This is a genomic window from Bacteroidetes bacterium GWF2_43_63 (assembly GCA_001769275.1).
In the GTDB taxonomy this organism is placed as follows: Bacteria; Bacteroidota; Bacteroidia; order Bacteroidales; family DTU049; genus GWF2-43-63.
The window spans coordinates 49,852-66,392 of the sequence record MEOQ01000026.1; the positions used below are offsets into that span (position 1 = coordinate 49,852).

Consider the following 16,541-nt stretch of genomic DNA (forward strand, 5'->3'; position numbering starts at 1 on the left):
TGCCAGACAACCTTGACTCCTTTGCAGTGTTCTAAGGTAAAGAAGAAAAATCATTTTGGGCATTGAAGAAATCATACACGGTTGTCTGAATGGGAAACGCTCTGCACAGGAAGCGCTCTATAAGCTGTATGGAGGCAAACTGTATGGTGTCTCCATGCGATATACCCGAAATCAGATGGAGGCAGAAGATGTGCTGCAGGATGGCTTTGTCAAAGTGTTTAAAAACATACGTAGTTTCAGAGACCTGGGTGAAAATTCGCTGTTTAACTGGATGAAAAGAATCATTGTCAATACAGCCATCAACTATCTGCGCGACCAGAAAAAACATCGCTATCAGGCCGATATTGATACAATGGATGAAATTGCTGAAAACGACACGGAAGATAGTTTTTTTGATGAACTCCGCACGCTGGTATCGCAGGATGAGATTCTGGGCCTGATCCGCAATCTGCCCGAAGGGTACCGGATGGTTTTCAACCTTTTTGCGATGGAGGGTTTTTCGCATCAGGAAATAGCCGAAATGTTGGGGGTTTCGGTAAGTACCTCCAAAACACAGTTGTTTAAAGCCCGCCAACAGATTATTGCCGGTATCAGAGAAATTGCCAGAAACAGAATGACCGTCCGAAATGTAATATAAGAAGCCATGGACAAGAATTTTTACAGAATTGATGAATTAAGCCGCGGAACGCTCGGCAATCTTGAAAAAGATCCGCCGCCGATGAGCTTTGACAAAATCCGCAAGCGTGTGTTCTGGTACTCCGTATGGAGCCTCGGAATCGGCTCTTTTTTGCGTCGTTTCTGGAGCATCCCGGTTGCAGCAGCAGTCGTAGCTGTCATTTTATACCAGATTCCTTCAGCCGGATCTTCCAACCAGGTGGGGAATTCTGCCTATACCGATGACACTTCAATCCCTTCGCAATATTCTCAGCAGGTAAATTTCAACACCTCTATATCTGGTCGTAATCAGAACGAAACCTTCAGTTATAATCCGACAAATAATGCATCTAAAAACAGCAACGACTTTTCATCCGCTGGCGAAAATCAGTATATAAGCCAGAACTCAACGGGTTCAATCTCCGGAATAAATAATGGAAAAACAAATCCAGAACAGGCACTCACGACAAATGATGATGAATTGCAGAATCCGATTACACAAAACAATGGGAATTCATTTTTCGATGATAATACAATTAAAACAATTGAGGATTTTTCTGCCGAAGTTTTTAATGCTCCTGAAAAAATGCCGGTGCGACATAATATCATTCCGTTTCAACATCAATCAATTCAGGCTCCATTCATAGTTGCAAAGATTAATAAATCAGGAAGTCAGATTAGCTGGTCAGGACTGGTTAAAACAGGAGTATTATATTCAGGACCGATGTTTTCCCCTGCATCTGAAAACAGACTGGATATCAACCGGAATTTTTCGCTTTCGACCCATTTCGGTTTAGAAGCCCGGGCCGATTTCGGAAAATGGTTCATTGCTGCGGGAGTGCAACAATCGACTTTTGACAACCGCTACGCTTCGGATCATTTACTGTACAATGCACGAACGGAGAATGTGCAAAATCTGACAAATCAATTCTGGCTGACCGATAGCATTGGCTACTGGCATTTTACATATGTGTCAGATACTACCATTCATGTATTGGATTCAGTCTGGGCCTGGGAAATTGACTCTGCATTGGTTCAGGAATTTGACACCATTAGTATCGCAAAATACGACACCTTGCAAAATGCCCGCTGGAAACGAAATATAAGATATCTGGAATTACCGGTAATGATCGGAAAAACAATTTCCGTAAGCCGGCTCACATTCGGACTTTCTGGAGGATTTGGATTCGGTATTCTGTATAATTCAGAAGGCGAATATTATTTAGGTGCCGAAAGTGGACAGGTGTTTTCAGTAATGGCGGCAGAAACGAAAAAAATCTGTTTTTCGTTTCTGGCAGCGGGTTCGGTATCCTATCTGCTGAATGAGCGGTGGGCCGTTGAAGTTGTGCCCTGGTACAGAAAAATGCTTACCCCTGTATTTTCAGGAGAAATGCAAGGAACTCAGAAACCGTGGTCAGCAGGGCTATCGGCCGGGATCCGGTATAATTTTTAATCGGTCCGGGCAACCTGTCGTAAACAAGGTGTTATTACTACAGAACAAAAAACTAACTCTTATGAAAAAACAATTATTCCTTTTGCTCTTTGGGCTGTTTTCACTCACAGCCTTTTCTCAGGGCCCGTGTCAGGCTGGGTTCTACACAACTCAGGATTCAACAAATCTGTATTTGTATGATAGTTCATTCAACACCGATTCGACAGCTATTAATGTCACCAACTGGCAATGGACCTTATCCGGGATGGGGCTCAGCTACACCTATTCTGTACAGGATCCCATCCAGCCATTGAACACTTTGCCAAATGGAAGTTATGCTGTGTGCTTGACCATTCAGACAGGGACCGGTTGCAGCAGCACTTATTGTGACAGCATTTTTGTCGGCCAGCAATCGGGTTGCCAGGCTAACTTCGGTTATTATAACACCGATAGTCTGTTCTATTTTACTGACTATTCCTTCACGACCGGTGGAGGCAACATTGTTAGCTGGAACTGGACATTTAACGGTGGTACCCCCTCTGCTTCAACGCAGCAGAATCCAGTGATTACTTTCCCGAGTCCCAACACAACCTACACTGTAGCGCTCACCATTACAACGGACAACGGCTGCAGTGACACTTACCAATCATATGTGTATTATTCAGATTCAATGAGTTGTATTTATTACGTTGATGCGCTCACATACCCTGTCACAACGATTGGGGGCAGCGATGGAGCAATTGATGTAACAGTTCATGGTGGCACCCCTCCCTATTATTTTCAATGGAATAACGGTGCAGCAACCGAAGATCTTTACGGTTTGCCATCCGGAACGTATACGGCAAATGTCTGGTCATCGGATACCACATGCCCGGCTTTCACAATATCAGCCTATATTCCCGAACCATATGACAGTGGCAACGTGTATGTAGACACACTGTACGCCCCGGCTGTTGACAGTTGTCTGAATTTTATTCCGGACAGCTTTTACATCAGCGGCATCAGCACAACAGGCAGCAATGCGACTGTGACATGGATCTTCACTGGTGGAGGACAATCAGCAACAGTAACCATAGATTATACTTTTACAAATTATGGGGCGCAGGTTGTTGTTGTCACCCTCAATTGCGATTCAAGCCGATACCAGTCAACCTACATGAGCTACATTTTTATACACAGCGCTGTTGGAATCGAAGAAGAAACAAATCTGCCGGTTTACCCCAATCCTGCTACCGATGTACTAAATTTGCCTGATAACAGCCAGTATGATCTGATCAGAATCATTTCATCTAATGGCTCAGTAGTAAAGGAATTTGTTCATCCTGAAAATCAGATAGAAATAAATGATCTTCCGGCAGGAATATACTATGTACAGGCTGTTTCGGCTAGCCAGATCATCTGCACCCAACTTTCAATACTCAAATAACCTTTCTGACTTTTCATTAAAAAGGCTGTCTTCTCAGGCAGCCTTTTTTTGCTTTTATTGAAATGGATTAGATCCGTGCTTTACTATATTTTCCTCAGGATGGTCATCTGAGTATTTTTTGCAGTCGATTTCTACAGAAATCGGTTTCGAAGGTTTCTCGAAGTCTTTTGTGGAAAGATCAATTGATTTATCAGCATATACTTTTTGCATAAATAAAGCCCAGATGGGAAGTGCCATATTGGCGCCCTGACCCAGTCCCGTGCTGATGAAGTGAACCTGCATATCTTCGGCTCCAACCCAACAACCAGCAACCAACTCTGGTGTAAGCCCCATAAACCAGCCATCACTATTGTCATCTGTTGTTCCGGTTTTACCGGCTATGGGGTGTTTGATATTATAAACGGATCTTATACGTCCAGATGTTCCTCCATCAACCACACCCTTCATGAGTTCTATCATCAGATAAGCAGTCTCTTCGCTCATGGCTTCCTGGCGACGGGGTACAAAATTTGAAAGAATATTTCCATCTTTATCCTCAATGCGGGTAACAAAAATCGGTTCTGTATAAATTCCTTTGTTCACGTAGGTTGTCTGAGCACCTACCATTTCGTAAACTGTGAGCTCCGGAACTCCAAGACAGATAGCATAAACAGCAGGAATCGGGCTGGTGACGCCCATTTTGCGGGCAAGGCGAATGACCGCTTCTGGCGAAGACCTTTTGATCAGGTATGCAGAGGCCCAGTTGATGGAGCCCGCCAACGCATAGCGCAAAGTAACCATTTCACCTTCCTTGATTTTGCCAGAGTTTTTTGGAGACCAGGTTTTCCCGTTACCTAAATCGATGGTTACAGGAATCATTGGGATTTTTGTGCAGGGCGAAAACTGTCCGTCGGCCATGGCAACGGAATAAACAAAAGGCTTAAACGTGGATCCCACCTGACGACGGCTCAGACAAACATGATCGAACTTGAAATACTTATAATTTATTCCGCCAACATAAGCCTTCACGAAACCGGTTTGAGGTTCAACGGCCATAAATCCGGCATGAAGGAACCATTTGTAGTACTTTATCGAATCCATGGGAGTCATAATCGTGTCGAACTCACCTTTCCAGCTGAAAAGCCGCATTGGGACCTTCTCGTTGAACACTTTGTTGATCTGGGCTTCAGAAAACCCGTCGTTTTTCATTGTAATGTAACGGTCCGAACGACGTTTGGATACTTCCATGATTTTATCCACATCTTCCTGGCGGTAAAGACTTGTAAAAGGAGCTTGCCGTGCATGTTTCACTTCTTTGTAAAACTGAGGCTGCAGTGTTTTGCCGAGATGTTCTGCAACGGCTTCTTCGGCATATACCTGCATACGCGAATCAATGGTCGTGTAAATCTTCAACCCATCCGTGTAGAGATTGTATTTTGTACCATCCGGCTTGGTGTTTTTATTACACCAGCCATACAATGGATTGTTGTCCCACTGGTTTCTGGCAATCTGATACTCTTCTTCACTGAGAAAGTCATTGCGCTTAGGCTCTGATTCATTCATTGCTTTACGCAGGTACTCGCGAAAATAAGTAGCCATCCCTGATTTGTGATCCTGCAATTTATACTTGCCTGTGGATAGCGGAAGATCTTTGAGCGAGTCAAGTTGCACCATGGTGATAAAACCATATTTTGCCATCTGGCTCATTACAACAAACCTGCGTTTTACAGCATTTTCGGGATTCCGCACCGGGTTGAATTTCGATGGAGCCTGAAGCATTCCCACCAGCATTGCGCTTTCCTGAATATTGAGCGAATCCGGGGCTTTATCAAAGTATGTTTTAGCTGCTGATTTAATTCCAAAAGACTGACTGCCGAAATCAACCGTGTTGAGATACATGGCAATAATTTCTTCCTTGGTATAGTTGCGCTCGAGTCTGATAGCGGTTACCCACTCCTTGAACTTCGTTTTTATAAGCTCAAGTTTTGACATATCCACATCACGTGGGAAAAGGTTTTTGGCCAGCTGCTGAGTGATGGTGCTACCGCCGCCACTGCTGCGGTTTCCCCCGGCAATGGTTTTTACAAATACGCGGAATAATCCACGGACATCGACTCCGGAATGTCGTTCGAAACGGACATCCTCTGTTGCAATGAGTGCCTGAACCAGAAAAGGAGAAAGTTGCTGATATTCTACATTGGTTCGGTTTTCAAAGTAAAATTTTCCAAGAAGCTCCTGATCGCTCGAGTAAATTTCAGAAGCGAGATTATTGCTTGGGTTTTCAAGTTGTTCAAAAGAAGGGATGGGGCCTAGCATTCCAAGCGACACGCCGATAAAAAACAGATAAAAGAAGGCTGCGGCAACAAAAAAAGTTCGCCACATCCGCCTGATATATCTGGCGAAATCAGGTGAAACATTTGAACCTTTGACCTTTGCTAAAAAGTTTCTGGTGGTTTTCATGCCTAAAGTTTAGTCGGAGATATGCGAATGCCAATATCTGTAATGCCTTCAAGCACAGTATCGCGCATAGCTTGCTGAAATTCGAAAGAATACAATCCTGTTTTCGGGAACACAAATTTGCGGCTGATAAGCACTTCGTTGCTTCTGAGATAGCCACTGCCTTCGCCGATCCACCTGCCGTCAGGTTCTGCCAAAATGAACTCAATAGTGTCGCGCGTAATGCTGTCGCCCGGCATCGTTGTGGTGATAAATGTGAACAAATTACTGTGTGAATAATCGGTGTTATGACGAATAAGCACATAGAAATCGTACATGCTTTTTGTATCTGAAACTTCAAAGTCGAATTTGGCCGGATAATTCATATCCCAGCGGGCATCTGGAATTTCCTTCATTTTATAATACAGCGAATCGTCGCAGCTTGAAAGTACAATTGAAATAAATACAGCAGCAATTAACAACGATCTTTTCATTAGTCAGCAAGTTTAGAAAAATCATCTCTCCCAACAACGCGGTCATCTTCCATTTTATTTTCAAGACTTATCGCAAATTCTTCAAGATTATCAGGTATCTGATTGGCTTTATTCATCTGCTGCACCTTGGCGACATTTTCAACAGGAACAGCCATCAGATTTCCCGGAGAGTTTGAATAAGAGTACCACATAAGGCTTTTGAAAATATCACTCTTGACATGAAATGCAAGGCCTTTTTTGGTTTTCAGCGCTACATTGTGATCAGGAAAAGACCTGAGAATTTCCTGGTAAACAGGGGTTTCGTAATTCAGACAACATTTGAGTTTGCCGCACAAGCCTGCCAATTTCTGTGGATTGAGCGATAGTTGCTGAATTCTAGCCGCATTGGTTGTGACCGATTGAAACTGATGAATAAAAGTGCTGCAGCACAATTCGCGGCCGCAAGTCCCGATTCCGCCCAACTTTCCAGATTCCTGACGGGCTCCAATCTGGCGCATTTCAACACGGATTTTGAATTCATCCGCCATTAATTTGATCAGCTCGCGAAAATCGACACGGTCTTCGGCAGTATAATAGAAAATGGCTTTGGTATTGTCGCCCTGAAACTCAACATCATTTAGCTTCATGTTGATTCTCAATTCCTTGATAATAGCCAATGATCGACGCATGGTTGAAAATTCCCGCTCTATAGCCTGATACCATTTTTCGACATCTGCGGGTTTCGCCTTACGATACACTTTTTTCATCTGAGCGTCGTCGGGATTGGCTTTTTTGCGTTTCATCTGACGCATAACCTCCGGGCCAGCCAGCGAAACTATCCCAATATCATGTCCCGGAGATGCTTCAACGGCAACAACATCGCCTGCAGCAACCGATAAACCAGGGCTAAGACGGAAAAAATCTTTATGGTTATTTTTAAATCTGACTTCAATGCAATCGAATTGCAAAGCAGTTCCCATGTTTTTAATGCCATTAAAGGCCGTTTCAGCTGAAACCTTACAGCACCCCGATGAAAACTTCATCTCGCTGATATTGTCCTTTTGATGTACACAAAGCCCGCGGGCTATAAAATTCGGTATATGGCAGTTGTCTGTTTTCATAACATAAAGGGGGCAAAGGTACAATATAATGTGGAAATGCCGAATAGGAATGTGAAAATGTGGGGCTTCGCCCATGTGAACCTTTGCCAATGTGAGAATATTAGATTGTCACTTTTGTCCCTTCGACAAGCTCACGACAGAGCTTTTTACTTTTGTCTTGTTACTTTTATCTTTTGTCTTGTTTAGGATGTGGGAATGTGTTGATGCATCAGGCGTAAGGCGATAGGCATCAGGCGTAAGGCATGCGGCTTAGAAGGATCACATGGAAAATGCGAAATCAGAAATACGAGACACGAAATACGAATGGCCGATGCGATGCGGTGATGCGGTGGTGTGAAGATTTGGGGCTCAAGTGAAACGTGACATGTTCGCCCATGTGAGGATTTGCCAATGTGAGAATATTAGAATGTCACTTTTGTCCCTTCGACAGGCTTAAGACAGAGCTTTTTACTTTTGTCTTTTTACTTTTATCTTTTGTCTTGTTTAGGATGTGGGGATGTGTAACGTTTGTATCGAGTAACAAAAATAAAATTACAACCTGAACATCCGGCCGATGTTAAAACTCAGATCGGTAAAAATCAGCTTCGGATTTCCGTTGCGTTCGATATGAAAAATGGCTTCATCAATACTGGTGCGGAAAAAATCGAGATTATCCTTGTGTACGTAAGCCGCGAATTTGCTGAAGAATTTTTCGTCCTCAGGATTATAGAATTTGATCTTTTTCAGATCGGCGCCCAATTGAAAAGTATTGGTCAGTTTTCGCGCACTCTCTGCAAAAATATGTTTCTGTTTCTCGCGTCCCAATGTGGAGAATTCGGCCGACATTTCAAAAATAGCTTTACCATTCAGCGCAAAACAAGTCCTCATCCAATTGCGGAAAAAATCAGAAACCATAATCATTTCATCGCGATTCTGCAAATAATCAAACGCTTTTTCCAGATTTCCTTCACTATTATAGATGGCATCGAAAATATCATTTTCGGGACGGTCGCTAAAATGTTCGCGCAAAAAACCATAACTCTGTTGCGATGTTGGAGCTTCGATTCGCGTTGTCTGAACGCGTGAAAGGATAGTCGGCAAAATCAGATCGTGGTTTTCGGCAATAAGCAAAAACAAAGTGTTGTCAGATGGCTCCTCAAGTGTTTTGAGGATTTTTGGAGCTGCATTATACTGGATTTTTTCAACCATCCAGACAATAATCACCTTGATTTTTGCCTCATGATTCTTATATTGCAGTCTTCCGATAATATCATTGATGTCATCAACAGAAATGAGACCCTGTTTGTTTTCAACCTGTATGTGCTCATACCAGGAATTCAAATTTACAATGCCCGACTTGTTTTTGACAAAGGAACGCCAATCGGCCATGTAGTCGCGACTCAGTTCTCTTTTGTCTGCTTTCACTACCGGAAAAAGGAAATGCAGATCAGGGTGCTCCATCGATGCAAAACGCCTGCACGATGAACATTCGCCACAACTATCTGCTTTCAGGCCATCCGCGTCATCAAAATATTTCCGGTCAGTACAGTTCAGAAACTGGGCAAAAGCTAAGGCAACCATAAGTTTCCCGCTACCCGGAGGGCCAATAAACATCTGCGCATGGGCAATCCGCTGCTCTTCAGCTGATGTAATCAGCTTGTTGAGCACCTTAATATTGCCTGGTATATCTCTGAAAAGCATTCGGAAATTTTTTACGAAAATACGGCAAAAAAAATTATTTTCATTAAAAAATACATTTGGTAAAATATCCGCATGCCAAAAGGCGTTATCAATAACAGAGTGAGTTCCAAAAACTGTTCTTTTCAAAATCCTTTTGTTTGGATAGCTCTCATGGTGGGTAATGTGATGCCCGGGGAACAACCCCGGGCATTTTTTATTGCCGGATTGGTCGGCACAATCGGTAGTTAAGTATATATTTAAGGGTGATTTGCGGTTTTAACAATAGCCGCCCATTAAAATATTCTATTTTTGTAACAATAAATAAACCGTCATGAGAAAAATTTTTCTTTTAAGCTGGTTGTTCATCTTCGTTTTTGCAACAACCTCTGTAGCCCAGGATGAAGGGTATACATTCACCGACACCAAAACCGTAAAAGCAACTTCGGTAAAGGATCAGTACAGATCGGGCACCTGCTGGAGCTTTTCGGCGCTGGGTTTTTACGAAGCTGAACTGCTCCGTCTTGGTAAAGGAGATTTTGATCTTTCCGAAGCTTTTGTGATTCGTCACTCTTATATTGACAAAGCTGAACGCTATCTTCGTTTCCGCGGAGCACTGAATTTCGGCGGGGGCGGCGCTTTTCACGATGTTACGAATGTCATGAAAACCTATGGAATGGTTCCGGAAGCTGCTTACAAAGGATTAAACTATGGAACAGATAAATTCGACCACAGCGAACTCGATGCCGTGCTCAAAGGTTACATGGATGCCATTGTGAAGAATGAATCTGCCACACCTACTACCGCATGGAAAGCCGGCTTCATTGCTATTCTCGATGCTTATCTCGGACCAGAACCTACTGAATTCGAATACAACGGAAAGAAATATACGCCAAAATCTTTTCAGGAAATGCTGGGCTTGAATTTCGATGATTATATCGAGGTTTCTTCTTTTACGCACCATCCTTTCTATGAAGAATTTGTTCTTGAAGTTCCCGACAACTGGAGCCACGATATGTCATGGAATATTCAGATGAACGAACTTACTGAAATAATAGAGTATTCTATCAACAACGGATACACCGTAGCGTGGGCAAGCGATGTTTCGGAAAAAGGCTTCAGCTGGACCAATGGGGTTGCTGTTGTTCCGGATGCAAAACGCGATGACCTTTCAGGTACTGAGCGCGAAAAATGGGAAAAGCTTACTACAAAAGAAAAATCAGCTCAGCTTTATTCATTCGAGAAACCAATGAAAGAAATTGAAGTTACCCAGGAAATGCGTCAGAATGAATTTAATAATTTCAAAACCACCGACGATCACGGAATGCTGCTCACTGGCATTGCCAAAGATCAGAACGGAACCGTATATTTCAAAGTAAAAAACAGCTGGGACGCAGTTGGAAAATACGAGGGGTATTTTTACGTTTCCAAAGCATTTGTTATGCTGAAAACCACTGATATGCTCATTCACAAAAAGGGTGTACCGCCAGCTATTCTGAAAAAGCTGAAACTGTAATAGATTAATTTCAAAATACAACCGGCCAGCGATCTTGGCCGGTTTTTTATTGCCGAAAAATTTGGCCTACCCTATATTTTCATGACAAGCATCAATAAAAAACATTCCAACTTTCAAATGAATATTTCTCCTGAGCACTTTTTTTAATATTATTTTTGCGCATAGATTAAAATGACATGAAAAACATACTCATTCTCGGAGCCGGTCTTTCGGCATCAACACTCATAAGATATCTTCTGCAAAAAAGCGAAGAGCATCAGTGGACTGTTACTGTTGCCGACAGGGATCTGGCTACTGCAAAAAGAAAAACCGACGGTTACAAAAACGGAAAAGCAGTTTCATTCGACATAGCTGATGAAGCCGAACTTGCAACCCTGATAAAGGAAAATGACCTTATCGTAAGCATGATGCCAGCCTTTTTTCATCCGGTGGTGGCCAAACAATGCCTCAACTTTTCGAAGCATCTTTTCACAGCTTCGTATGTGTCGCCGGAAATGAAATCCTTCAATGAAGAAGCTACGGCAAAAAACCTGATATTCTTTAATGAATGCGGCGTTGACCCGGGCATCGATCATATGTCGGCTATGAAAGTGATTGATGAAATCCGTGCAAATGGCGGAAAAATTACCGGATTTGAGTCAAACTGTGGCGGTCTGATCGCACCGGAATTTGATACCAATCCATGGAATTACAAATTCACCTGGAACGCACGAAACGTAATTCTTGCCGGACAAGCCGGAGCACGCTTCCTGCATAATGGGAAATATAAATACATCCCCTACACTCGGCTCTACGAACGCATTGACAAAACATCCGTTTTAAACTTCGGCGAATTTGAAATTTATGCAAACCGCGATTCGCTGAGTTATAAAGAAGTGTACGGCCTCGAAGATGTTCAAACCATTGTACGCGGGACCATGCGCCGTCCGGGATATTGTACTGCATGGAATTGTTTTGTGCAACTCGGAGTCTGCGACGACACCTACGAATTGGAAAATCCGGAAAAGCTCACCTATCGCAGCTTTATTGAATCATTTCTTCCTGAAAAACATGGGGTCAGTGTTGAAGATAATTTCTGCCAGTATCTGAATATTGACAGGAATGGTGACATATTCAAAAAAATGGAATGGCTGGGATTGTTCACGGAAACTCCTGTAGGAGCCGGTTTCAAAACGCCTGCTCAAATTCTGCAAAGCATTATAGAGCCGAAATGGCAGCTCGAAAAAAACGATCTCGATCTTCTCGTAATACAACATACATTTGACTATGAGCTGAACGGAAAGAAATTCCGCCGCATGTCATCGATGGGAATCATTGGCACCGACACCGTTCACACAGCAATGTCAATCACTGTTGGAACACCTTTGGCCATTGCTATTGAATTATTCCTTACCGGAAAAATTACCGGTAAAGGTGTACAGATTCCGGTAAAACCTGAATACTACAATCCAATTCTTGATGGGCTGAAACCGTTTGGTGTCGAGTTCTTCGAAGAAGAGCAAGAGATTTGAGATATCAGATATTTGAATTTAGATTTTTGAAGTAAGTATAGCCCTACGAAAGAGTTTGTTGGGCTACATCAATAATTACGATTGAGCTATGCCCAAAGCAAAGCTGCTTGTTTCTTCACTGCAAATGTCACAACTACTTTAATAATTGAAAATCAACAGAAGCAAGTTTGAGTTCCCGGGCAAGCCTTAATCAGCTTCGAAAGGCAAATACTGCGCGACCCGGGATCTCATTCTATACTGCAGACTTCTTCTGCTAATTTACGCTGTCTCCTTCGATACACCGCAAGCAGATATCTCGCAAAGAGCTACGAGTGCGGCACTCAGGATGACAGCAACTAAAAGTGTAATTTTTTATTTAGGTTGGAAAACGCGTTTTGCTGGTGCTTGTCGCGTAATGTCAGCATGACTGCACGCGGGTCTCAGGAAGACAGCGGAGACGCTGGGCGTAATCCCGATTAGAAAATCTGCGTGACCTTGACTTCAATCTTGACCTCTATCTTAACCTTAACCTGGGCGCGCGGCTCCTGCTTGCAGCAGCTTGCCACGTTTTACATGGTTTTACGTTGACGCGTGCCCACTTATTCTACTCCGCAAACTTCCGCAAATAGGCAGTCAAATCGGAAGCAATATCAAGCTTTAGTTTTTTTGAAAGCCGGTTCTTTTTTATTTTAATTGAGGCCTCCGAAATGCCCATCACATGCGCGATTTCCTTATTGCTGAGATTAATCAGAATATAAGCGCAGAGTTTTTGTTCGCCCTGTGTAACGTCGGGATGGGTTTCGGAAAGTATTTTAAAAAAACCGGGATAGACCTGTTCAAAATGATAGAAATAATTGTTCCAGACAGCTTCATCGCCTGCATTCATGCGGATAATGCTCTGTATTTTTTTAAGATTTGCCGAACCAGCAACTTCAGCATTTGTATCAATTAAAAGACTCACATTCTTATCAATTTCCTGCAGCGTTTCATTTTTTGTAACAATATGCATGGTCATCGATGTGAGTTGTCGCTCTTTGGTTTGCAGATCGTTGGTCAGTTTTTCATGTTCAAGTTGAGCAATGATGGCCTTACTTTCAAGCTCGTCAGCCAGTCTTCTTTTTTCGCTTTCGGCCAGTGCATGTTTCTGATCAAGCATTCGGGTACGATTGCGAAAATAGATAAAAAGCAGAACAAAAAAGATCAAAGCTACTGCAATAATGGCAATTATAAGCCACTGAACACGGCTCTGGAGCTTCATCTGCCGGTCGAGCAACAGTTTTTCCTTTTGCCATTTATTCTGCTGCATCGATAAAATGAAATCGGCGAAATCACCTTCAGTTGTTTGAGCTTCGATTTTTTCGGTGATGTCCTTGTACTTTTTCAAATACTCGTAGGCTTGTGTAATTTCGCCCTGCGATTCAAAATAATCAGAATACAATTTATAAATCTCAGGAAGCTGCGCCGAAGCACCACTTGACATGGCAAATCCGAGCGCAGAATCAAGACAAAGAGCTGCGTAATCATAATCTGAATTCCGCAGTAATGTTCTGCCAAGATTCGTATAAGTGAGTGATAGCTGCGATTCCGGGATGCTGTCTTTAAACAGAATTGATTCTTTATAATAATAAACAGCGCTGTCGGTCTGGCCTGAGTTTTCGAAAATAACACCTATGTTATTGAATGCCGTTGCTATTCCCACTTCGTAATCATTACGCACTGCAATACCGAGCGCTTCGCGATGCAACGACATTGCAGTATCGTACATCTGAAGCTTTTCATATAACGAACCAATATTGTTTTTAAGATCAACAATGTTTCTGAATTTATTGTCTCTGGTCTGAATTTTCAACGATTGATTAAAAAAGAAAATACTGTAATGGTATTTGCTTATAGAGTACGACACAACCCCCAGATTGTTGTATACAAGCGAGATTCCAATGGTATCATCCAACAGACGATAGTATTCAAGCGAGCGGATGAAACTCTGCAAAGCCATGTCATTGACACCACGTGTAAATAAAACGATGCCCTGCAAATTGTAACATTCGGCCAGTCCTTTGTCGTAATTCAGATGCGTGCATTCATCAATGAGTATTTCAGCTTCGCGCAAAGCCTGTAAGGGCTCTGAATTGGTCTTTTCGCGCGCAGAAAGTATGCGTTTATCAATGTCATCGTGTTGCGCAAAAGTCAACACCGTAATAAACAAAAGAAAAATATGCAATAAGACTTTTTTCACCATTCAAAATTATGCATTTTTCACATCCAGATTGTCACGTAATTCATTCCCAATAATCATAAACGCCATTACCGCCAGAACTATTGCCAAACCGGGCAACAATGCAAGGTAAGCGCTATCGAGCACCAAATGACTATAGTATTCTTTCACCATTCCACCCCAGGTTGCTACCGGTGGTTGGACTCCAATTCCAAGAAAACTGAGCCCGGCCTCAGTCATAATCGCCGATGAAAACGAAGATGCAGCCAGCACAATCACTGGTCCACGAATGCCCGGCAATATATGACGAAAAATTATTTTCCTTTTTCTTATTCCAAGTGCTGTTGCGGCTTCTATGTAATCACGTTCTTTGATCGACATCACCTGACCACGCACAACACGCGCAATATCGACCCAGAATGTAACTCCAATGGCAACAAAAATCTGCCAGAAACCTTTGCCCAATGCGAATGTAACAGCAATCACAAGCAGAATCGTCGGCAGCGACCACACAACACTGAAAAGCCAGACTAAAAAGCGATCGATAATTCCGCCATAAAATCCGGCAATGGCTCCAAGCGTAATTCCAATAATTAATGCTATGAAAACCGCAACCAGACCAACGGTAATGCTAACGCGCGATCCCAGAACAATGCGACTCAAATAGTCGCGTCCGAAACGATCGGTGCCAAGTAAGAATTTCTTTTTAACAATCATGTTGGAGACAATAAACTTCTCCAGCTCAATTCCTGAAGCCACCGCCAAATCGCCGTTCTGAGCCGTCCACGCATTTTGCAGCTGCCGGCAGTCATAAACTTCAGTCAACCCTTCGTTTGGATTCAGACCTGTGTAGGTTTCGATGTACAAACTATCTTTTCTGAAATAATAGCTAAAAATGGCTTTGCTGCTCACCGACATAGGTTCGCCCCCAAGCAGCTTTTCCAAGAAAGAAACTTTTTCTGCCGCCGGCATTGGAATTTCAAGGAACTTACATTCGAAACCCGGCTTCTGCAAAGCAATTTCAACATGCTGGCTATTAGCGTTGCTTGTTGCATCGGGAATAATGAAATAGCCAAATACCGCAACCAGAGCCATCAGAACGATGTAGCTCAATGCGATGTAGCCCAGAATAGTTTTGATTAACTTGCGTTTCATTATTTCAGATAACAATGACAAAGATATATAATTCGTTATAACAGTAATAATTGGTTTTGAGTTCCCTTTATACTCCGAAATGGCTCTCCTCAATCATTATTTTTAGTACCTTTAACCCCATAAAACCACATTATGAAAACCCTGATAACATTCAGTCTCGTGGTGCTCAGCATGATCGTTTCGGCACAGGATATTCCTGTTGCAACAGCCGAGCAGTTCAACCGTTTCAAGGAAAGCACAACCTATCTTGTCAGATACGATGACCCATTCAGTTCGTTCGACAGCTACATGACAGAGGATATGGCGAAAGTCTGGAAAATCACACCCTACAAAATCATTTCTCCCGCTGAGTTTGAAACACTCAGTAAAGACAAAAAAAATTCGTTCATTTTCCTTTCCGAAATTTTCAAAGAAGAAGGTGATAAAACCGCTACATGGAATCTGCTGAATATCACACTCGGATCTAATGCCGGAAGTGCCAATATGAATTCGATGCCCGACCTTGGCAGCGCGCCACTGAGCTATGTTTCGGAAGAAGACGACAACGAAACTGAATACCTGTATAAACTCGCCGGGATGCTTCGATTCTTTCAGTATTACATCAAATACAATATTGAAAATCCGGGGTCTGACATAAAAACTGTGGTAAAATCAAACAAATCGAAGATCGCCGGAAAAGAGCTATGGCTGCTTGAGAGCGACATGGCAGCGGACGTAAATACTACGGATAAAATCAGCAAATTCTATTCGGGCAGCGTGAAATTTGTGAGCCCCGAAGAAATACGTTCGGCCATACATGAAGGCAAAAGCAATGTTGTTTTTCTCCACCAGATTGCACCCGGAAACAGCGGCGGAAAATGGTGCATGAAATTTCTGATTTCAGCAGCCGACGGCTGCCCGCTGTATTACGACATGACAACCATCGGCAGTGGAAAAGATGATGGATTTTCGTCAGCCGATTTCAAATCAATCAATTAATTTTTCTCAG

At 42.7% G+C, this 16,541-nt stretch carries 12 protein-coding genes; 6 read left to right on the plus strand and 6 right to left on the minus strand.

Annotated elements, in window-relative coordinates; genetic code table 11:
* Positions 1 to 55: 55 nt before the first annotated feature.
* The 3 genes from A2W93_12830 (at position 56) to A2W93_12840 (ending at position 3,512) form a co-directional block, all read left to right on the plus strand.
* Positions 56 to 637, plus strand: coding sequence for a hypothetical protein (locus A2W93_12830; protein OFY54665.1), 582 nt, complete (start codon positions 56 to 58; stop codon positions 635 to 637).
* A 6-nt stretch (positions 638 to 643) separates the two neighbouring features.
* Complete coding sequence (locus A2W93_12835; GenBank protein ID OFY54666.1) at positions 644 to 2,107, plus strand: hypothetical protein; 1,464 nt, start codon at positions 644 to 646, stop codon at positions 2,105 to 2,107.
* A 61-nt stretch (positions 2,108 to 2,168) separates the two neighbouring features.
* Complete coding sequence (locus A2W93_12840) at positions 2,169 to 3,512, plus strand: hypothetical protein (GenBank protein ID OFY54667.1); 1,344 nt, start codon at positions 2,169 to 2,171, stop codon at positions 3,510 to 3,512.
* Between the two features lie 54 nt (positions 3,513 to 3,566).
* Here the strand turns inward: A2W93_12840 and A2W93_12845 are convergent, their stop codons facing one another.
* The 4 genes from A2W93_12845 to A2W93_12860 all read right to left on the minus strand — a co-directional run bounded on the left by A2W93_12845 (position 3,567) and on the right by A2W93_12860 (position 9,201).
* Complete coding sequence (locus A2W93_12845) at positions 3,567 to 5,873, minus strand: penicillin-binding protein (protein OFY54695.1); 2,307 nt, start codon at positions 5,871 to 5,873, stop codon at positions 3,567 to 3,569.
* An 80-nt stretch (positions 5,874 to 5,953) separates the two neighbouring features.
* The gene (locus tag A2W93_12850; protein OFY54668.1) at positions 5,954 to 6,421 is read right to left on the minus strand and encodes a hypothetical protein; all 468 of its coding nucleotides are present in this window, start codon (positions 6,419 to 6,421) and stop codon (positions 5,954 to 5,956) included.
* Complete coding sequence (locus A2W93_12855) at positions 6,421 to 7,521, minus strand: hypothetical protein (GenBank protein OFY54669.1); 1,101 nt, start codon at positions 7,519 to 7,521, stop codon at positions 6,421 to 6,423. Before A2W93_12855 ends, A2W93_12850 begins: the two co-directional genes overlap by 1 nt.
* A gap of 531 nt (positions 7,522 to 8,052) precedes the next feature.
* Positions 8,053 to 9,201, minus strand: a complete 1,149-nt coding sequence (locus A2W93_12860) for a hypothetical protein (protein OFY54670.1) — start codon at positions 9,199 to 9,201, stop codon at positions 8,053 to 8,055.
* Positions 9,202 to 9,511: 310 nt separating this feature from the next.
* On the opposite strand from A2W93_12860, the gene A2W93_12865 reads away from it, so the two are divergent.
* A complete protein-coding gene (locus A2W93_12865) occupies positions 9,512 to 10,693 on the plus strand; it encodes an aminopeptidase (GenBank protein OFY54671.1) in 1,182 nt (393 codons plus the stop codon).
* Between the two features lie 176 nt (positions 10,694 to 10,869).
* Positions 10,870 to 12,204 (plus strand): saccharopine dehydrogenase, encoded by a 1,335-nt coding sequence (locus A2W93_12870; GenBank protein ID OFY54672.1) that lies wholly within the window; start codon positions 10,870 to 10,872, stop codon positions 12,202 to 12,204.
* A gap of 583 nt (positions 12,205 to 12,787) precedes the next feature.
* Here A2W93_12870 and A2W93_12875 read toward each other — a convergent pair.
* Together A2W93_12875 and A2W93_12880 are read right to left on the minus strand one after the other, a co-directional pair.
* Complete coding sequence (locus A2W93_12875; GenBank protein ID OFY54673.1) at positions 12,788 to 14,404, minus strand: hypothetical protein; 1,617 nt, start codon at positions 14,402 to 14,404, stop codon at positions 12,788 to 12,790.
* A 24-nt stretch (positions 14,405 to 14,428) separates the two neighbouring features.
* Positions 14,429 to 15,553 carry a peptide transporter gene (locus A2W93_12880; protein ID OFY54674.1) on the minus strand — a complete coding sequence of 375 codons (1,125 nt, stop codon included), beginning with the start codon at positions 15,551 to 15,553 and terminating at the stop codon, positions 14,429 to 14,431.
* A 132-nt stretch (positions 15,554 to 15,685) separates the two neighbouring features.
* Here A2W93_12880 and A2W93_12885 point away from each other — a divergent pair, with 132 nt between their 5' ends.
* Entirely contained in the window at positions 15,686 to 16,531 is an 846-nt protein-coding gene (locus tag A2W93_12885) for a hypothetical protein (protein ID OFY54675.1), read from the plus strand.
* Positions 16,532 to 16,541: the final 10 nt, after the last annotated feature.